Raw genomic sequence first — 19572 nt, 5'->3', positions numbered from 1 at the left:
AGTTACAGAATGTTGGGAAATCGCAACATTTAATAATACAACCTGTACTTGGGAGGTAACAGGAACCCAAGAAGCAAAACCAGTTACAGAATGCTGGGAGACAGCAACATTTAATAATACAACCTGTACTTGGGAGGTAACAGGAACCCAAGAAGCGGAACCAGTTACAGAATGCTGGGAAACGGCCACATTTAATAATACGAGCTGTGCTTGGGAGGTTACAGGAACTCAAGAAGCGGAACCAGTTACAGAGTGTTGGGAAACCGCAACATTTAATAACACGACTTGTTCATGGGAGGTAACAGGAACTCAAGAAGCGGAACCAGTTACAGAATGTTGGGAAACCGCAACATTTAATAACACGACTTGTACTTGGGAGGTTACAGGAACCCAAGAAGCGGAACCAGTTACAGGGTGTTGGGAAACCGCAACTTTTAATGATACGACTTGTACTTGGGAGGTTACAGGAACTCAAGAAACGGAACCAGTTACAGGGTGTTGGGAAACCGCAACTTTTAATGATACGACTTGTACTTGGGACGTTACAGGAACTCAAGAAGCGGAACCAGTTACAGATTGTTGGGAAACTGCAACATATAATAGTAGCACTTGTTCCTGGGAAGTAATTGGGGAGAAACCAAGTGAACCAACAAACATAGAGTGTTGGGAAGCAACCACATTCGATACCAGTACTTGTACTTGGGTAGTTTCTGGGACAAAACCAATTGAGCCAACCGGTTTAGAATGCTGGGATACAGCAGTATTTGATAACACGAATTGTTCCTGGATAATTTCAGGTTCTAAACAGATTGAGACCTTGAATTTCGAATTGTGCAGTAATCAAGCTTTAGAGCTTTATGCTACAACGGTGGTAAGTAATCCAAGTTACAAATGGAGTACTGGCGAAGTTAGTGATCGTATTTCCGTAGCTACTGGAGGGACTTACACAGTACAGATTTCAGATGGTAGTTGTGTAGTTAGCGAAATAACGTATAATATTACTCCAATAGCTGCACCAAGTATTCAATCTGTTATTTCGGATGCCGATAAAATAATTATAAACACGACTACCAATGGGGATTTCTTATATTCTTTAGAGGGGGATATATATCAATCTAGTAATATATTTTATAATGTACCAGCAGGCTTATATACCATTCATGTAAAAGAAACGGCTTGTAATGTCGTAGATACCAAAGAGCATTTCCATTTTTATATTCCTAAGTTTTTCACCCCAAATCATGACGGGTTCAATGATACTTTCGAAATAAAAGGTCTTGAATTTTTTGGAAGCTCAGAAGTTTCTATTTTCAATCGATATGGAAAACTATTAAAACACGTGATTAATAGCTCGTTTTCTTGGGATGGTAGATACAATGGAACAGAACAACCAACAGACGATTATTGGTATGTTGTAATTGTGGATGGAAAAAAAATTACAGGACATGTCACTTTAAAAAGATAAATTAGGAAAGAGGTATTCTTTTCAGCTAATCACAATCAAGTATTAAAAGGTTATCCAGTTGGGTAGCCTTTTAATTTGACAGATTCATAATTCAAATAGAATGAATTAATTTTATAAACTATTGTCTGTTCAATCCTCATTTGAAATCTTACTATTCCACAAGTATTTTCAAAAATAAAAAAAACAAGACTTTAAAAATAATCCATTCTCGGAGTTTTGGGATGCACTCTTAACTTGGCTTAGTTTTGAATGTGTCCTATTAAACTACGTATTGGTACTATCAATCTTAGTTAGATTTTAACTGCCATTTTTTTATGTTTTTTTTTAAGATGAGTAGTTTCCATTTCACAAACTACATGAAAATTCAGGCTTTTTGCAATCCATGATTTTTAATTTTAGAGGGCAGTAGCTAGTTGCATACTTTTAAGTTGAGTTTAAATAATAAGTAATTATCTACCGACCTCTATTTTAATTTTTTAATACAATTCTAAACCTGGCTTTACCTGACTCTAAATGCTCGAGGGCTTCATTAACATTTTTCATTGGAAACTCTTCAACTTCAGGGTAAATATGATGTCGCACGCAAAATTCAAGCATGGTTTTAGTAAGGGCAGGACTGCCAATAGGACTTCCTCCAACCGATTTTTCTCCCATTATTAAACTAAACGCAGGAATTTCCATAGGTTCTAAAACAGCGCCTACGGTATGGAATTTTCCTTTAGGAGCCAATGCCGATAAGTACGAATTCCAATCTAATGCCACATTGGTTGTATTCAATATAAAATTTAGCTTACCGGTTATGGGCTCTAATTCTTTTGCATTTGTTGAATCTATTACTTGGCTGGCACCCATATCTAGAATAGCCTGCTTTTTAGAAGGGTTTGAGCTAAAAGCAAAAACTTCACATCCCCAGTGTTTTAAAAATTTTAGCGCCATATGTCCCAATCCACCAATTCCAATAACCCCAACTTTATCGGTAGGTTTTACCCCAGCCAATATAATTGGATTAAAAACGGTGATACCTCCACATAATAACGGGCCAGCTTTACTCAAATCAATACCTTCAGGAAGTGGAATGGCACAAGACCAGTGGCTTCGTACTTTGTCTGCAAACCCACCGTGCCTTCCAACAATGGTAGCCTCACTTTTAGGGCATAAATGATGTTCACCATCCATACATTGATCACAACTCATACAAGATGCCGACATCCAACCTAATCCAACTTTGTCGCCAACGCTTACATTTTTAACCCCTTGCCCAATAGCTATAACTTCGCCTATTATTTCATGACCAGGAATAATGGGATATTGCGTCATGCCCCAATCATTATTTATCATACTCAAATCAGAATGGCAAATACCACAATATGATACGTTAATATCAACTTCTTCTGAACCTAGGGCCTCTAGGTTGTAGGAATAGGGCGTTAGAGGGGCGTTTTGAGTCGTGGCGGCATATGCGTTTACTTTCATAATTTATGATGTTTTTAGTTAATTTTATTCTTAAATAACTCAGGTCAATTTTGGTGCGATTTGGTTAGTTTATAGATTTTTAAATGTTTTGATATTTAAATTTTTGCTATTTCTTCTTCGATAAGAACTACTAATTTTTTATTTCTTTCCTTTGAGTTGATAGCACTTAAAATAGTCCACCCAGATTCCCGTATCATACGTTTTATTAAGCCTACTCTTCCTGGGTTATTTCTTATTAAACTAATGGGGTCAGCTAATTTATTTGTATCGGTAGTTATATAACCATCTTGTGCTAAAGAGGCTTGAAAATCTAAAGCCAAAGATTGTACTTTGCCATTAAAATCATTTTGTTTGAATGCGTAATAGTTGTTGATTGCTATTTTTAAATTGGGGTTAATTCGAGAATACATTCCCGTGCTTTTTAATTCTTCTAAAGTAGCTCCTTCCATGGGTGGAAATTGTGCCCTATGCATCATACTATAAGTTAATTGGATAAATTCTTTATCATAGACTTTAGGAATTTTTTTGTTCCAATATGCAATGGGTTTATATGGGGGGATCTCCGTTTTACGATCGGCTTTAGGGTCATACAAATTTGTACCTTCCATAATTAATAAATATTTCATAGAATAATATTTAAAGCTATGACTTTCTATAAAGAATTCTAGAATGATCTGCTCATTGGTTAACTCATAGATTAAATTATTTAGATAGGTTTTAACGGCTAAGTTGTTTATTCTATTTTCATTCCAATTATTTATTTGAAGGGCTATAACTATTCCAATAACTACCAAAACAATTTCACCTATTGCATATTTCAAGTACTTTACAGTTTTACCTTCCTGAAGTAAGTTCTTTCTAATTTTTCTAAAGAATTTTATCATCTTTATTAAATGATTATAAGGGATCGTAACGGTTTGTGGCGTCACTAAAGCTTCAAATTTTAAATATAAACGCCATAAAAAGAAGTGTTTTTCTATGTTTGAAATATTTTAATTAAATACGTGTATAGAATGAAGTAGGTTATTTATAGTTTGAGCAGAAATATAAAGTCATGCCCGATTTTGTTTTAGGCTATTTGAGAAGTATTATCCCGTTGTTATTAATCTATTTCAGAATCATTTAAAAATGATAAGCAAAACATAAAATTCAAAACAAGTTACAGTGTCGGAAAGATCACAATTTCAAATAGCCTCTTTTTTTAGTGAAAAGGCTTATAGTGAAATTTTTGTCCGCCAACAGATGCTTCCGCCATTAAACCACCTTTAGCATGAGTAAATACGGCTACACCATCTTTATATTTGAGGTCTAAACTTTTACTTTCCTGTAAGGCAACAGCCGATACGCCAGCATCAAATTCAAAATGACCTTCCTTAAATTTTTCAACATCCGATTTTCGCTCAAAAAAGATTACTTCAATTAATGCTTGTCCGCCTGCTTGAAGCCCCACGTTAAGTTCTTTTAAACTAGCCATGCCTTTTTTTTCACCGTATTGATATAATACGCCGTTTCCAGAGGCGCCACCAACTATAAAACCACCTTTACCAACATTTGGAAAAACAACGCAACCTGCAGATTTATCAAAATAATGACGTATTCCTGGGTTTATGGCTAAAAGTGTTTTTACAGCTTCATCAGCTTCATTAATTATTTTTTTATCCTTTTTGCTTTGTGCGTGGCTATTAAATGACAAACAGCACACCGCTAACAAAACAAATAAATTTTTTAGTGATTTCATAATGTGTTAATGTTAAATTGATTAAGAGTTTAAGTTAGTCATTTTTTTAGCCAATAGTTTATTTTTACGATAAGCCGTTTGATTTTTAAGATAAAGAATTCAGATTTTAGATTAAGACACAGGTTTGATAGATTTTACTAATAAACAGTTGGAAGTAAAGCTTATAATACATCAACTAGATCATACCCATTTTAGAAACCTTTAGTTAAGAGTTTCTCCTAAATAATTATTGTACTTTTACCATCTCAAATTTTAGAATTGCATGTCGAAAGTTGTTTTAATTACTGGAGGATCTTCAGGTATTGGTAAGTCTATAGGCGAATTTTTAACTCAAAAAGGATTCGTGGTTTATGGAACCAGTAGAAGCCCTGAAAAGTATCAAGATAGTCTGTTTCCAATTTTAGCTTTGGATGTTAAAGACAACCAGACTATTATTCAAACGGTCGAAACTATCATTCAGAAGGAGGGAAGACTCGATGTTGTTGTTAATAACGCTGGTGCTGGAATAACAGGGCCTATTGAAGAAATTCCTGAAGCAGAAATTAAAAATAATTTTGAAACTAATTTTTTCGGACCCATACGTGTTATTAAAGCGGTTTTGCCACAAATGCGTAAACAAAATTCGGGGTTAATTATAAATATAACCTCTATTGCTGGTTATATGGGGTTACCTTATCGTGGTATTTATAGTGCGAGTAAAGGGGCTTTAGAGTTACTTACCGAAGCGTACCGCATGGAATTGAAAAGCTTCAATATTAATATGACTAATGTGGCTCCTGGAGATTTTGCTACTAATATTGCTGCAGGGCGTTATCATGCACCATTATTGGATAATTCGCCATATAAAAAGCCTTATGGTGACACTTTAGATTTAATGAATGCTCATGTGGATCATGGTAGTAATCCCAATATGATGGCCGAAGCAGTGTACAAAGTTATTGAAACCAATAACCCTAAAGTGCACTATAAAATTGGTGCTTTTATGCAGAAGTTTTCGATTGTTTTAAAGCGAATTTTACCAGATACGGTTTACGAAAAGCTTTTAATGAATCATTATAAATTATAATTTATCTGTTGATTAAACCAAGAAGGTTATCTTCAAATTTATAAGAGAAAATATTAGAATTACTATCTAGAATCTTCATGTCTTTGTCAACGATAATCACCTTGGTAATTGGATAGATAATAAGTTTTTCTGCAGCCACTTCAGAATTTTCAAATTGATATTCTTCAGCGTGATTGAAATTAAAAGTGTCCAGTATTTCCTTGGCCTTATTTATGCCAAAGTCGTTAATGTTAATAGAGATAAAATTAACATCGGGGTATTTCTTTTTTAATTCCTTGATTTTATAATGACTGTCTTTAAAGTGCTCATAATAAATGTTAGACCAAAATGTAATAACAGTAAGTTCGTTAATCACCGAATTTAAGGTTAAGGCCTTGTTATTATAATCTACAAGGTTTACCGTTGGAAGAGTAGACCCGTTTTTCAAGCGATGAATGGAGTGAGCGTAGCGCTTCATGCGTTCTTTTTCAGAGGCATTGCTGCTTTTTGCATTATAAAAATCTAGAATCTTTTTATTGTTGTCTTCATGATCACTTTTAGATAAGTACTTTAAAGTAAAGTGATAAAGTAAATCATCTTTAATCATGTTATTAGTAACTAAACTATCAACCAATTTTAAGCGGCCATAATTATAACAAAAAGCTTGTGCTTCACGCGATGTTCCTGCTTGATGTTCTTTGTGTACTTTAAGAGCAAGATTACTCAAATTATGTTTTAAGAATGTGCGATAATTAGGGTAGTTGCTAAATACCGTGTCGTTGTAATTAATCGTTTTTCTATAGTCATAGAAATCGTCTGGTAAGCCCTTTAAGTTTTTAGCTTTATTTCTCCCATGGTGAGCAAATGGGTAAACCTCTTTATTGGAATAATAACTGTATTTATTATTAGCTTCTATGATTTGAACAAATAAAGGGGAAGGGTCGTGTTTAGTAATGAATCGATCTAAATTAGTATCTTTTATCGCTTTTATAGAATCAATTTGTTTCTCGTATTCTAGCGGAGGTAACTGACTTAGATGTAATATGTCTTTTTCTTCTTTTTCATGATAAAGAAAATCTTCGATCAAGTAATTGTTTTTTTTGTCACCTTTTCCTGTAAATACTAAGGACTCATCAAAATCTAAAGTGTTCAATCTAAAAAACACACTGTCTTTAGGTTCTAATAAAACAATTTGTGTTTCAAGTCCGTGTTTAAACGTGTAGAGTCCAGATTGTAGCGAGTCTATTTTATAAATAAATCGATTAACACCATTTAATTTAATGGTGTCCAGAACAGATTGGTTTTTAGATAAAACCACATAGTTGGTACTAGGGTTAATAATTTCACCCCCAATATATGCATAGCTATCTGCAGATGAATCACCATTTTTTTCACAGCTAAAAAAGGCAAGTAGTAAAACTATAAATGAAGAATAAAATCTCATAAATATGATAGGTGTCTTTGGATGAGCAAAAGTATAGCATGCAATGGGATTCGGCTGTTAAGAGGCTGTTAAAAGTTGATTTTCCTACAATTTTAGACACATTCTACACAATAAAATTGACGGACTTAAGTTTCGTCTTACCGATTCATTTTTCTACTTTTGCAAAAATTTAATTTAAGTTATGTTATCAGTATCAAATCTTTCTGTCCAATTTGGAAAACGCGTGCTTTTTGATGAAGTGAATACCACTTTTAATAATGGCAATTGCTATGGTATTATTGGAGCCAATGGTTCAGGGAAATCTACGTTTTTAAAGATTATTTCTGGGAAAATGGATCCTACTTCGGGGCATGTCTCTTTGGAGTCTGGAAAACGTATGTCGGTACTAGAGCAAAATCATAATTTATATGATGAGCATACGGTTTTAGAAACCATTTTAATGGGAAACAAGCCGTTGTTTAAAATTAAAACTGAAATTGATGCGCTTTACGCGGATTATACCGATGAAAACGCCGAGAAAATAGGGGAGTTACAGGTTCAATTTGAAGAAATGGACGGGTGGAATGCTGATAGTAATGCAGCTTCTATGTTATCAAACTTAGGGATTAAGGAAGAATTTCATTACGCCATGATGGCCGATTTGGATGGTAAACAAAAAGTACGTGTGTTATTAGCACAGGCCTTATTTGGTAATCCGGATGTACTTATTATGGATGAGCCTACCAACGACTTGGATTACGAAACCATTTCTTGGTTAGAAAATTTCTTAGCTAATTATGATAACTGTGTGATTGTAGTATCGCACGATAGACACTTTTTAGATGCGGTTTGTACACATATTTCAGATATTGACTTCGGAAAAATAAACCACTACTCAGGGAACTATACCTTCTGGTATGAGTCTTCGCAATTAGCAGCAAGACAACATGCACAGCAAAACAAAAAAGCTGAAGAGAAGAAAAAAGAATTAGAAGAGTTTATTCGTCGTTTTTCTGCCAACGTAGCAAAAAGTAAACAAGCTACTAGTAGAAAGAAAATGATCGATAAATTGAATATTGCCGATATTAGACGTACTAGTCGTAGATATCCCGCTATTATTTTTGAAAGAGAGCGTGAAGCAGGGGATCAAATATTAAATGTAGAAGGATTAGCAGCGTCTATTGATGGCGAAGTGTTATTTAAAGACATCGATTTAAACCTTGCAAAAGGTGATAAAGTCGTTGTGTTTTCTAGGGATTCTAGAGCAACAACCGCTTTTTATGAAATTTTAAATAATAAGGAACAAGCCGATGCTGGTAAATTCATGTGGGGTGTAACGACAACACAATCGTATTTACCATTAGATAACAGTGAGTTTTTCGATAACGACTTAACGCTAATCGATTGGTTACGCCAATGGGCAACAACCGAAGAAGAGCGCGAAGAAGTTAATATTCGTGGTTTCCTTGGGAAAATGATTTTTAGTGGTGAAGAGGCCTTTAAAAAATCGTCTGTACTATCGGGAGGTGAAAAAGTAAGATGTATGTTATCTCGAATGATGATGATGCGTGCTAACGTATTACAACTTGACGAGCCAACAAATCACTTAGATTTAGAAAGCATTACCGCTTTTAACAATTCATTGAAAAACTTTAAAGGTACGATCTTGTTTACAACACACGATCATGAGTTTGCACAAACGGTTGCTAACCGAGTTGTGGAACTAACACCTAACGGAGTAATAGATCGTTACACTACGTTCGATGAGTACATGCAAAACTCAAAAATTAAAGAGTTACGTAATAAAATGTATACTGTTTAGTATTTCTATCAAGTTATAAATTATAAAAAGGGTTGGGCTAGTTTTAGTTTGACCCTTTTTTTTTGAATGAAAAGCGAATAATGAAAAATTTGACGGGAGACCGAAGACGGAATGCTGAAGTTGTCGTTCCTCACGAAAGACAGTATTTATTAAATTAATAATTAAAAAGGAATAGTTAAAAGTTTAACCATTCTAAAGTCGGTTACATGAATAAGCGATTCAACATACAGATAGTTAACCTTGTTGATTACAAAGGCTTTACAAAAAAAACATCAACAAAACCGGTGTTCGAGCGGAGTCGAGAAGGTGTCATTAATTGTAATACAACGGCTGAACTTTTAGACGTACAAGAAGTCAATAGTCAACTGTCAAAGGTCAACAGTCAAAGGTCAACAGTTAATTTGGAGTTTTCAGTCATAGTTAAACAAATCAACATTTCTATAATTAATAATTAAAAAGGAACAGTTAAAAGTTTAACCATTCTAAAGTCGGTTACATGAATAAGCGATTCAACATACAGATAGTTAACCTTATTGATTACAAAGGCTTTACAAAAACATGAACAAAACGGTGTTCGAGCGGAGTCGAGAAGGTGTCATTAATTGTAATACAACGGCTGAACTTTTAGACGTACAAGAAGTCAATAGTCAACAGTCAACTGTCAAAGGTCAAAGGTCAACAGTCAAAGGTCAACAGTTAATTTGGAGTTTTCAGTCATAGTTAAACAAATCAACATTTCTATAATTAATAATTAAAAAGGAACAGTTAAAAGTTTAACCATTCTAAAGTCGGTTACATGAATAAACGATTCAACATACAGATAGTTAACCTTATTGATTACAAAGGCTTTACAAAAAACATCAACAAAAACGGTGTTCGAGCGGAGTCGAGAAGGTGTCATTAATTGTAATACAACGGCTGAACTTTTAGACGTACAAGAAGTCAATAGTCAACTGTCAAAGGTCAACAGTCAAAGGTCAACAGTCAAAGGTCAAAGGTCAATGGTCAATAGTCAAAGGTCAACAGTTAATTTGGAGTTTTCAGTCATAGTTAAACAAATCAACATTTCTATAATTAATAATTAAAAAGGAAAAGTTAAAAATTTCTGAGAAGTCAACGGTTAATTTTACGTTTCTAGCTGTCATTCCGACTTTAGGAGGAATCTTCTCCCTTTTAATATCGGTTATACGATTCAACATAAAAAAGATGCTTCAGTCGTACCTCCTTCTGCATGACAAACGTAGTTTTTAGTTAATCGATGAAACCATTCAATAGCCAAAAAAAACAGCCCAGAAAAAAATTCCAGGCTGTTTTAATAAAATGTTTGATAAGTTTCGAAAATTAATTTTCAGAATAGCGATAAGTAATCATCACATTTGTTCACTAAAATTTAATTGTCTATCGACCCCATAACACGCTTCATAAAAGCATTTAAAGCTTCTTTTTTAGGCGTGCCATCTTTGATCATTTTGTTAACTTCAACGGCTCCGTACATGTTAGAAATAAGCTCGCCAATAACATCCAATTCTTCGTCTTTTAAAGAAGGTACTTCGGTTAAAGCTTCTAGCGTTTCGATGGTTTCAATTACGAAATCCTCGTCATTCTCCTCAATAAATTGAGTAAGATGTTTAATTACTGGTAACTTCATCGACTAATTCTTTTAAAACGTCAAACTTGTTGGTTTGAACTTGGTTTAAAAATGCTCCATTTTTGAAAGTGGCAAAAGTTGGTAAATTATCCACATTTGCTAATTTTCTTGATTCTGGAAATTTTTCAGCATCGGCAATAACAAAAGAAACGTTTTCATTTTCTGTTGCTAACTTCTTAAATTTAGGTTTCATAATGCGGCAGTTTCCACACCAAGTGGCAGAGAACTGTACGACTACAGTATCATTGCTAGACACCAATTCGCTTAAATTGTCTTTATCTAATTCTTGAACCATGAGATTTGTTTTTTTTAGTGAGAAGCTAAATATTCAGCAGTACCCTTAGCGTTCGCTTGCATGGCATCTTTTCCTTCTTCCCAGTTTGCAGGACAAACTTCACCTTTTTCTTGAACGTGCGTTAAAGCATCTACTAAACGAATATATTCGCCAACATTTCTTCCTAAAGGCATGTTGTTAATACTTTCGTGTTGCACCACACCATCTTCGTCAATAATGTAAGTTGCTCTATAGGTTACGTTGTCTCCTTCAACTTGTACAGTACCTGTAGCTTCGTCAAAAGTTTCATTTGTAATATCTAAAATACCTAAAATACTAGACAGGTTACGGTTGCTATCTGCAAGAATAGGGTATGTAACACCTTCAATACCACCGTTATCTTTTGAAGTACTTAACCATGCAAAGTGTACTTCTGGTGTATCACAAGAGGCACCGATAACAATAGTGTTACGTTTTTCAAATTCTGATAAAGCCGCTTGAAAAGCATGTAATTCAGTTGGGCATACAAAGGTAAAATCTTTTGGGTACCAAAATAAAACCACTTTTTTCTTATTGTTTTTTGCTTCTTCTAAAACGTTTACTTTAAAAGTATCGCCCATTTCATTCATGGCGTCTACGTTTAAATCTGGGAAAGTTTTTCCTACTAATGACATATTTTTGTATTTAATTATTAATTGTTTTCTGTTGCAAATTTAGCACAGTTATTAGATTTTTTAGGAAATTAAAATCCTAAATATTTATTAATGTATAGATATTAGTTATGGTAAATTTAAAACTGAATAGTTTTCAGTTATTTAGAGCGAAGTTGTCTAATTTTAATGTTTAAAGCTGCAAATAAAAGTGTGGTAAACGGACTTAGCCAATTGAAAATAGCATACATAAAATACTCACTCACACCCACACCTAAAACGCCAGATTGGTAGGCGCCGCAGGTATTCCAAGGAATTAAAACAGAAGTTACCGTTCCAGAATCTTCTAAAGTACGGCTTAAGTTTTCTGGAGCTAGTTTTTTGTCTTCGTAAGCTTGTTTAAACATTTTGCCAGGAATTACGATGGCTAAATATTGATCTGAGGCAATAACATTTAATCCCAAACAGCTAATTACAGTACTCGCAAACAATCCGAAAATTGAAGACGCCACAGATAGTAAGGCCTTTGTAATGCGTGCTAAAGCACCAATGCCATCCATCACACCACCAAAAATCATGGCGCAAATAATAAGTAATATGGTCCAAAGCATACCTTGCATACCACCAGAGGCAAAAAGCTCATTTAGTTTTTCATTTTCGGTAGTTATTTGAATATCTGTTAAAATAGAAGTTAAAATGGTAGAGATTTTAGAATCACCTAATCCATTTAAAACATGGGGTTGAAAAACAAATGCAAATATAGCAGCCAGAAAAACCCCAGCTAATAAAGCCACCAGCGGTTTTGTTTTTAGTAAAATTAAACCAACCACTACAACAGGTATGGCAAACAACCAAGGTGTAATATTAAAAGTTGTTTTTATGGTCTCTAATAAATTACTAACATCGGCATTACCAGTGGTTTCGGTGGTGGCACTTAAAATGCCGAAAACAATAAGTGTTACCACTATTGTAGGCACTGTAGTTAAGGCCATATAGCGAATATGCGTAAATAAATCGGTTCCAGCCATAGCAGGGGCTAGGTTGGTGGTATCGCTTAGTGGCGACATTTTATCACCAAAATAAGCACCTGAAATTACGGCACCAGCAATCATACCAGGGTTGATACCTAAAGCGGTTCCAATACCTACTAGTGCAATACCTACAGTTGCCGAAGTGGTCCACGAACTACCCGTTGCAATAGAAATTACAGCAGCGATAACGACCGAGGCCGGTAAAAAAATCTCAGGACTTAAAACCTGTAAACCATAATACACCATGGCGGGAATGACGCCACTAACAAGCCATGTACCTGCAAGAGCACCCACTAAAAAGAGAATCATGATAGGTACAAAAACACTTTTAAGATTCTCCCATATTTCTTGTAGCATACGCTTAAAAGTCACTTTATTATAAAAGCCAACTACTGCGGCAACGCAGGCCCCAATTAAAAGAATGTATTGGTTAGAATAGGCGCCAAACATTTCGCCATCTGCAAAAAAGATGTTGTAAGCCAAAAAGCCCATTAGAATCACCACAGGAATTAAAGCTTCAGTGAAATTAAGGGCTTTATTATCTATAATATGTTGTCCGTCAGCATTAATTTCTGAAATATTCTTATCGTCTTCCATAGGGTGATTTTAGCACCGTAATGTTACGATTTTCGTAGATGTTATGCAAGATTCCCGTTTCAAGATTCAAGATTCAGGTTTGAAGATTCAGGTTTCAAGTTTGAAGTTTCAGGTTGAGTCGTTTCTAGGAAAGATGTTTCGTTTTCATACCGGTTACACGAATAAACGATTCCACAAATCAACATTTCACCCAAATAATCAATAATAATTATTCAATAATCAATTTTACCGTCTTCCGTCAAAGGCCAACGGTCAACAGTCAACAGTCCCAGTTTTCAGTTACACGAATAAACGATTCCACAAATCAACATTTCACCCAAATAATCAATAATAATTATTCAATAATCAATTTTACCGTCTTCTGTCTTCCGTCAAAGGTCAACAGTCAAAAGTCAATGGCCAACAGCCAACAGCCAACAGTCAACAGTCAACGGTCAAAAGTCACAGTTTTCAGTTAAACAAATAAACGATTCCACAAATAAACAATTTTGCCGTCAACAGTCAACAGTCAACAGTCAAAGGTCAACAGTCAACAGTCACAATTTTCATTTCAACACCTATAAAACACCAAGAGTTTCCATACATTGTCGCATCCTGAAGTAACTACGTTCAATATCGGCATCTAGGCCAATAGAAAGACGAATTAATCCATCACTTAAACCCATGGTTTTTTGTTCTTCTTCTGGAATTTCTGAAGATGTAGAACTCCCAGGTGAGCTAAACAAGGTTTTATAGAAGCCTAAACTTACCGCCAAGTAACCTAAGTTTTTGTGTTGCATGAGTTCCATAAGCGCATTCGCTTTGTCTAAAGAACCAACATCTATGGTTAGCATGCCGCCATAACCGTATTCGGGGTGCATCATGGATGTAAATAACCCATGTGATGGGTGCGATTTTAAACCTGGGTAAACTGTTTTTAATCCGTCATTTTCAAATTTTTCAGCAAGAAACATAGCATTCTTACTGTGCTGTTGCATTCTTATATGTAGGGTTCTTAGGTTTTTTAGAACAGAGGCCGCGCGCAAACTATCCATTGTAGCCCCTAAAAGCATGGAAGCGCCGCTATTAACGTCGCGTAATGCATTTATAAAATTTTGACTACCACAAACCACACCGCCAACGGTATCGCTAGAGCCGTTAATAAATTTAGTTAAACTGTGAATAACCACGTCGGCGCCTAAAACAGCAGGAGAAATAGATAGAGGAGAAAACGTGTTGTCGACCACCAATTTTAAATCGTATTTTTTTGCTAGTGTGGCTAAGCCTTTAATATCTGCGACTTCTAAAAGCGGATTACTTACCGATTCGCAATAAATTATTTTGGTGTTTTCAGTTATTTGGGCTTCAACAAGCTCGAGCTTGGTAATATCTACGAAACTTGTTTCGATATTGAATTTAGGTGTAAAGTTTTTTAAAAAAGCATACGTACCACCGTAAATGGTTCTGCTAGAAACGATATGATCGCCAGAACCGCACAATTGCATAATAACTGGCGTGATGGCACCCATTCCAGACGCCGAAACATTAGCGGTTTCGGTATGTTCCATAGCGGCTAAAGCTTCACCAAGATAGAGGTTAGAAGGCGAGGAGTGTCGTGAATATAAATAACAACCATCGGCATTGCCTTCAAAAGTGTCAAACATGGTTTTTGCCGATAAAAACGTGTAGGTTGATGAATCGGAAATTGAAGGGTTAACACCTCCAAATTCGCCGAAATACTGTAAATCCTGAATGCTGTTTGCTGGTTTAAAAGACATAGGCTTTATTTTGAATTATTATGCTAAATTTGTAAAAATTAGATTTAAAATCAATAGTAGTGTGTTTGTTTAGAAAATAAAACAGCATGTTAGTTGTATTTTAGATTTTAAATTTAGTTTAACTCGTCTTTTTTACTTTTTAATGAAATTTTTTCAATTATGATTTTCGATAAAACCGATAAAAATCTATTAGAATATTTGCAACAGGATAGTAAGCAAACCAATAAAGAACTATCTAATAAATTGAATCTTTCGGTTACCGCCGTATATGAGCGTATAAAGAAATTAGAACGCGAGGGCTATATTGATGGCTACCAAGCCATAGTGAATAAAGACAAAATAGACCAGAATTTTGTAGTGTATTGCCACGTAAAACTGATACAACACAGTCAGGAATTTGTGATAAGTTTTGAAAAGGAAGTCAATAAACTCGATGAAATTTTAGAATGTTATCATGTAAGTGGTGATTACGATTATTTGCTTAAAGTCATTGTAAAAGATATGGCTGCCTTTAGGACGTTTATGGTTACAAAACTAACAAGCATCAATCATATTGGAAGTACACATAGCATGTTTGTTATGAGCGAAGTAAAGCATACACGGGTTATTCGGTTGTAAATATTTATATAATTAATAATTAAAAAGGAAAAATTAAAAATGTTCTAAGCGTTTATGGTTTCAAGAATCAAGATTCAGGTTTGAAGTTTGAAGATTCAGGTTTCAGGTTTGAAGTTTCAGGTTTCAGGTTGAGTCGTTTCAAGGAAAGATGTTACGTTTTCATACCGGTTACACGAATAAACGATTCCACAAATCAACATTTCACCCAAATAATCAATAATAATTATTTAATAATCAATTTTACCGTCTTCCGTCTTCCGTCTTCCGTCTTCCGTCTTCCTTCAAAGGCCAACGGTCAACAGTAAACAGTCAAAAGTCAAAGGTCAACAGTCAAAGGTCAACAGTCAACAGTCAACAGCCAACAGTCAAAGGTCAAAGGTCAACAGTCAACAGTCAACAGTCAACAGTCAAAGGTCAATAGTCACAGTAACAGTCACAGTCACAGTTGTCATTCCGACGTTAGGAGGAATCTTTTCCAATTTAATACCGGATACACGATTCAACAAATAAACAATTTTGCCGTCTTCGGTCAACAGCCAACAGTCAAAGGTCAACAGTCAACAGTCAACAGTCAAAAGTCAAAGGTCAACAGTCAACAGTCAAAAGTCAACAGTCAACAGCCAACAGTCAAAGGTCAATAGTCACAGTAACAGTCACAGTCGCAGTTGTCATTCCGACGCTAGGAGGAATCTTTTCCAATTTTAGTACCGGATACACGATTCAACAAATAAACAATTTTGCCGTCTTCCGTCTTCCGTCTTCGGTCAACAGCCAACAGTCAAAGGTCAACAGTCAACAGTCAACAGTCAAAGGTCAAAGGTCAACAGTCAAAAGTCAACAACCAACTGTTAACAATCAAAACCTTACAGAATAGAAACTTTTTATTACTTTTAGCCTTTATTAACCAAACCAAAATTATTTTACAAATGAAAAAATTAGTACTAGTGGTGTTGGGCTTTATATTAGGAGCCGCAATTACTTATTATTTTTGTCCGCGACCTTTAGAAGAAGTGGTTACAGAAACTAAAATTAAAAAACCAAATGGTTTAATTACGATTGACGAAGCTAAAGATTTAAACAACAACTGGACGAAGTTTAGACAGGGTGCTGTTGATTCTGCATCTGCTAGGCAAGGCAGAAAAAAAGACAACCGTTCTACAAGTTGGGATTTAGATGAAGTTGAAAACTACATCGCTTACGCGAAAAACCAATCCGATAGTTTAGGTTATAACATGACAGGCTTACGTGTATACCTTGGGGTTTATGGTAAAAACCAAGGCCAAGCCAAGAAAAATTTATCAACTATGTTTATGGTGCCTACTGGTACCCCAATTAAAGCCAAAGCCAATGCGGTTAACATGAGTTTCTTTGGTAACGATGAAGACATCCCTGTTGATCCGTTGAATAAAGGAACTGGAGGAGCTGGTGGTTATAATCCATAATTATTGTTTGTGTTCGATTTTTTAAATCAAAATTACTTTTATCTCACATTTGGTGTTGAGTTTTTGGCTGCTGCTATGGGATTGGTGCTTTATAAACATTATGCCCATACTGCAGCTAAATATTTTATTATATTTTTAATATATGTAGTATTTATTGATTTTTCAGGGTTGTATACACTGTTTATATCGAAAGTCAAGGCGTTATCATTCCTAAAAGGTACTGGTTTTGAAAAAAACTTTTGGCTTTTCACCATAACTTGGGATGTAGGTACTATTTTGTTTTACAGTTATTATTACAGAAAAATATTACAACACAACTTATCAAAAAAGCTAATCTTAATAGTATCAGCACTGTTTTTGATGTACTCATTGGTTTATGTTGGAACACATTGGGCTATTTTTTTTACAGAGTTCTATAGTGGTATCATAGTTTTTGGAGGTCTTGTTATTGTACTTTGTTCTTCCTTGTATTTTATAGAAATGTTATTGAGTGAAAAGATCTTATATTTTTATAAAGATTTAAATTTTTATATCAGTGTTGCTATTTTTGTATGGTGGATTGTCATTACACCCTTAACCTTTTATGATGTCTATTATACCTATGAGGTTGGTAGTAAAGTGACGGACTTGGATTATGTTCATTTAAGGTATCAAATTTACATTCTAGCCAATTTATTCATGTACCTCACATTCACCTTTGCTTTAATTTGGTGTAAACCGCCAAAACAAGCTTAGTTTTTGTAAGTTTATTTTTGTTAAATTTGTGTTTAACCAAAAATAATAATTTATGAAACGTATTTTAAAATGGAGTATGCTAAGTCTTGCGGTGTGTGGGCTATTATGGGCCTGCTCAGAAGAAGAAGCAACCCCAACAGAAACCGCTAACTATTACATTCCAGATGGCGTAATTAGCACCGATTACGCGATAAGTTTAAACCAAGCTTGGAACGCAAAAAATGCTGCTATTTACAGTAAAGCAGGCCTAAGCAAGGCAGACGAAAACCAATCGTTCTGGTGGTCTCTAGAAGATTTACGCAATTATTTGGCTTACGCCGAACAAGAAGCCAAAGAAAAAGGCTATCACATGAATGGTGTACGCGTGTATTTAGCAGCTTACCCAGAAAAAGGAAATGAAAACACCTTGTTTTTTGCACCAACAGGTTATGAAACAGCTGCAAAAGCAAGCGCCATTAACATGAGTTTCTTTGGCAACGATGAAGCTATTCCTGTTGATCCGTTGAATAGAGGAGAAGGAGGTAATAATGGTTATCCTTAATAATTTTTATTAGTGCTAGATTTTATATATCAAAATTATTCTAATCTCACACATGGGGTTGAGTTTTTGGCAGCTGCTATGGGGTTGGTGTTATATAAACGCTATGCACTTAAAACTTTAATTAAAGAAAGTCCAATTTTCAAAATGTTAAGTTTTGAGGGTTGGGCTTTTTTTGCGGCAATTTTAGTGTCGGGCTTTTTGCATTTGCGGTTTTTTACAATTAATAATTAAAAAAGAAAAGTTAAAAATTCACCATTGTAACGTCGGTTACACGATTAAACAATTCCACAACTAAACAATTTTGCCGTGATCGGTCAATAATCAATAATAACTAGTCAATAATCAATTTCAAGGTCATCCGTCTTTGGTCAAAATACCACCAACTAATAAAAACGCTCTGTGATCCTCTGTGAATTCTTTGCGAATCTCTGTGTAAAAAAAATTATCGCTAGTTCGAGTTTGTAACTCGGACTTCCGTAATCCTCTTAATATTGCCCAAGTCTTTATTACCCCATTACTTTATATATTAAATCTGTGAGTCTCTTGCTTTTTTTTACTCTAGACGGCACTCGTTAAAACCTTAAATCCGTATGTGTTAAGCAAAAACAAACCGCAATACCTTACAAATAAAAGGTTTGCGGTTTTTAGTATTTTCACCTAATTTGGTGTTGTACAAAACACTAATTATGAAAATAATAAATTCTCCCCACATAAGTCCTTTTGGAGGTTTAAATTTTGTTTTAGAGGAGTTCGAAAACAAAAAAATAGGTCAAATATTACAAGATCACCTTCCTTTATTACCTAATCAAAGTAAATACTCCTGGAAAGATATACTGTATTCATTTTGGTCTATCTATTTCTGTGGTGGTGATTGTATTGAGGATTTGGCAGGTAATTTTCGACATCATTTAAAAAACAACCATGTTTTAAATGTACCGAGTCCAGATAGAGTTTTGGATAGGTTTAAGGAACTTTCAAAAAACAAAGCCTTACTGAAAAGCCCAAGAGGGAAGAGTATTCATGAGTTCAGTATTAATGAAGATGTCAATTCGCTTAATTTAAAAATACTAACAAGTTTAAATGCTTTATCCAGCAAAGCCCTGACTTTAGATTACGATAATACTTTGATGTTTAATAACAAAGCGGACAGTAGACATACTTATAAAAAGATTCAAGGTTATAGTCTAGGAGTAGGAATCATAGGTAACAATATTGTTTATGTAGAGAATAGAAATGGTAATAGTAGCCCAGGGACTTTGCAAGAAGAAACATTAGGAAGAATGTTTAGTTTATTGGATAAACATTGCGTAAAA

The 19572-nt window shown here is 34.7% G+C and carries 16 protein-coding genes and 1 pseudogene; 8 read left to right on the top strand and 9 right to left on the bottom strand.

Features of this window, described 5'->3' with window-relative positions; all coding sequences use genetic code 11:
- Window positions 1–1465: T9SS type B sorting domain-containing protein (locus KO493_RS14210; protein ID WP_216068648.1), on the top strand; the 1465-nt coding region annotated here is incomplete at its 5' end.
- Between the two features lie 468 nt (window positions 1466–1933).
- Here KO493_RS14210 and ahr read toward each other — a convergent pair.
- The 3 genes from ahr to KO493_RS14195 form a co-directional block, all read right to left on the bottom strand.
- The gene (ahr, locus tag KO493_RS14205; RefSeq protein WP_216068647.1) at window positions 1934–2938 is read right to left on the bottom strand and encodes an NADPH-dependent aldehyde reductase Ahr; all 1005 of its coding nucleotides are present in this window, start codon (window positions 2936–2938) and stop codon (window positions 1934–1936) included.
- Between the two features lie 95 nt (window positions 2939–3033).
- On the bottom strand, window positions 3034–3822 hold the full coding sequence (locus KO493_RS14200) for a DUF6090 family protein (protein ID WP_252723243.1): 789 nt from the start codon (window positions 3820–3822) through the stop codon (window positions 3034–3036).
- Window positions 3823–4139: 317 nt separating this feature from the next.
- Window positions 4140–4676 (bottom strand): lipid-binding SYLF domain-containing protein, encoded by a 537-nt coding sequence (locus KO493_RS14195; RefSeq protein ID WP_216068646.1) that lies wholly within the window; start codon window positions 4674–4676, stop codon window positions 4140–4142.
- 262 nt (window positions 4677–4938) lie between these two features.
- Between KO493_RS14195 and KO493_RS14190 the strand changes: the two genes are divergently transcribed.
- Complete coding sequence (locus KO493_RS14190) at window positions 4939–5742, top strand: SDR family oxidoreductase (protein WP_216068645.1); 804 nt, start codon at window positions 4939–4941, stop codon at window positions 5740–5742.
- 1 nt (window position 5743) lies between these two features.
- On the opposite strand, the gene KO493_RS14185 is transcribed toward KO493_RS14190, so the two are convergent.
- Window positions 5744–7165 (bottom strand): TlpA family protein disulfide reductase, encoded by a 1422-nt coding sequence (locus KO493_RS14185; protein WP_216068644.1) that lies wholly within the window; start codon window positions 7163–7165, stop codon window positions 5744–5746.
- Between the two features lie 181 nt (window positions 7166–7346).
- Here KO493_RS14185 and KO493_RS14180 point away from each other — a divergent pair, with 181 nt between their 5' ends.
- Window positions 7347–8966 (top strand): ABC-F family ATP-binding cassette domain-containing protein, encoded by a 1620-nt coding sequence (locus tag KO493_RS14180; RefSeq protein ID WP_216068643.1) that lies wholly within the window; start codon window positions 7347–7349, stop codon window positions 8964–8966.
- A gap of 1390 nt (window positions 8967–10356) precedes the next feature.
- On the opposite strand, the gene KO493_RS14175 is transcribed toward KO493_RS14180, so the two are convergent.
- From KO493_RS14175 to KO493_RS14155, 5 genes are all read right to left on the bottom strand, one after another.
- Window positions 10357–10614, bottom strand: a complete 258-nt coding sequence (locus KO493_RS14175) for a DUF6952 family protein (protein ID WP_216068642.1) — start codon at window positions 10612–10614, stop codon at window positions 10357–10359.
- On the bottom strand, window positions 10595–10909 hold the full coding sequence (locus KO493_RS14170) for a thioredoxin family protein (protein WP_216068641.1): 315 nt from the start codon (window positions 10907–10909) through the stop codon (window positions 10595–10597). The genes KO493_RS14175 and KO493_RS14170 overlap by 20 nt, the downstream gene beginning before the upstream one ends.
- A gap of 14 nt (window positions 10910–10923) precedes the next feature.
- Window positions 10924–11562: a peroxiredoxin gene (locus KO493_RS14165; RefSeq protein ID WP_216068640.1), complete on the bottom strand. Its 639-nt coding sequence runs from the start codon at window positions 11560–11562 to the stop codon at window positions 10924–10926.
- A gap of 137 nt (window positions 11563–11699) precedes the next feature.
- Window positions 11700–13166, bottom strand: a complete 1467-nt coding sequence (gene nhaC, locus KO493_RS14160; protein ID WP_216068639.1) for a Na+/H+ antiporter NhaC — start codon at window positions 13164–13166, stop codon at window positions 11700–11702.
- Window positions 13167–13723: 557 nt separating this feature from the next.
- Window positions 13724–14923 carry an aminotransferase class I/II-fold pyridoxal phosphate-dependent enzyme gene (locus KO493_RS14155; RefSeq protein WP_216068638.1) on the bottom strand — a complete coding sequence of 400 codons (1200 nt, stop codon included), beginning with the start codon at window positions 14921–14923 and terminating at the stop codon, window positions 13724–13726.
- 159 nt (window positions 14924–15082) lie between these two features.
- Here KO493_RS14155 and KO493_RS14150 point away from each other — a divergent pair, with 159 nt between their 5' ends.
- The 5 genes and pseudogenes from KO493_RS14150 to KO493_RS14130 all read left to right on the top strand — a co-directional run.
- On the top strand, window positions 15083–15541 hold the full coding sequence (locus KO493_RS14150) for an Lrp/AsnC family transcriptional regulator (RefSeq protein WP_216068637.1): 459 nt from the start codon (window positions 15083–15085) through the stop codon (window positions 15539–15541).
- Between the two features lie 926 nt (window positions 15542–16467).
- Window positions 16468–16983: a hypothetical protein gene (locus tag KO493_RS14145; RefSeq protein WP_216068636.1), complete on the top strand. Its 516-nt coding sequence runs from the start codon at window positions 16468–16470 to the stop codon at window positions 16981–16983.
- A 9-nt stretch (window positions 16984–16992) separates the two neighbouring features.
- Window positions 16993–17718 carry a hypothetical protein gene (locus KO493_RS14140; protein WP_216068635.1) on the top strand — a complete coding sequence of 242 codons (726 nt, stop codon included), beginning with the start codon at window positions 16993–16995 and terminating at the stop codon, window positions 17716–17718.
- Between the two features lie 52 nt (window positions 17719–17770).
- A complete protein-coding gene (locus KO493_RS14135) occupies window positions 17771–18259 on the top strand; it encodes a hypothetical protein (protein ID WP_216068634.1) in 489 nt (162 codons plus the stop codon).
- A 686-nt stretch (window positions 18260–18945) separates the two neighbouring features.
- Window positions 18946–19572: pseudogene (locus KO493_RS14130) on the top strand (hypothetical protein); the annotation flags it as partial.

Origin of the sequence: Pseudotamlana agarivorans, from assembly GCF_018860245.1 — a bacterium.
GTDB lineage: Bacteria > Bacteroidota > Bacteroidia > Flavobacteriales > Flavobacteriaceae > Pseudotamlana > Pseudotamlana agarivorans_A.
Note: the sequence above shows the minus strand (reverse complement) of the source record. Positions and strands in the feature narration are given on the sequence as shown.

Coding starts and splice junctions, on each gene's coding strand:
- ahr (WP_216068647.1), bottom strand. CDS start 2,938: ATGAAAGTAAACGCATATGCCGCCACGACTCAAAACGCCCCTCTAACG.
- KO493_RS14200 (WP_252723243.1), bottom strand. CDS start 3,822: ATGATAAAATTCTTTAGAAAAATTAGAAAGAACTTACTTCAGGAAGGT.
- KO493_RS14195 (WP_216068646.1), bottom strand. CDS start 4,676: ATGAAATCACTAAAAAATTTATTTGTTTTGTTAGCGGTGTGCTGTTTG.
- KO493_RS14190 (WP_216068645.1), top strand. CDS start 4,939: ATGTCGAAAGTTGTTTTAATTACTGGAGGATCTTCAGGTATTGGTAAG.
- KO493_RS14185 (WP_216068644.1), bottom strand. CDS start 7,165: ATGAGATTTTATTCTTCATTTATAGTTTTACTACTTGCCTTTTTTAGC.
- KO493_RS14180 (WP_216068643.1), top strand. CDS start 7,347: ATGTTATCAGTATCAAATCTTTCTGTCCAATTTGGAAAACGCGTGCTT.
- KO493_RS14175 (WP_216068642.1), bottom strand. CDS start 10,614: ATGAAGTTACCAGTAATTAAACATCTTACTCAATTTATTGAGGAGAAT.
- KO493_RS14170 (WP_216068641.1), bottom strand. CDS start 10,909: ATGGTTCAAGAATTAGATAAAGACAATTTAAGCGAATTGGTGTCTAGC.
- KO493_RS14165 (WP_216068640.1), bottom strand. CDS start 11,562: ATGTCATTAGTAGGAAAAACTTTCCCAGATTTAAACGTAGACGCCATG.
- nhaC (WP_216068639.1), bottom strand. CDS start 13,166: ATGGAAGACGATAAGAATATTTCAGAAATTAATGCTGACGGACAACAT.
- KO493_RS14155 (WP_216068638.1), bottom strand. CDS start 14,923: ATGTCTTTTAAACCAGCAAACAGCATTCAGGATTTACAGTATTTCGGC.
- KO493_RS14150 (WP_216068637.1), top strand. CDS start 15,083: ATGATTTTCGATAAAACCGATAAAAATCTATTAGAATATTTGCAACAG.
- KO493_RS14145 (WP_216068636.1), top strand. CDS start 16,468: ATGAAAAAATTAGTACTAGTGGTGTTGGGCTTTATATTAGGAGCCGCA.
- KO493_RS14135 (WP_216068634.1), top strand. CDS start 17,771: ATGAAACGTATTTTAAAATGGAGTATGCTAAGTCTTGCGGTGTGTGGG.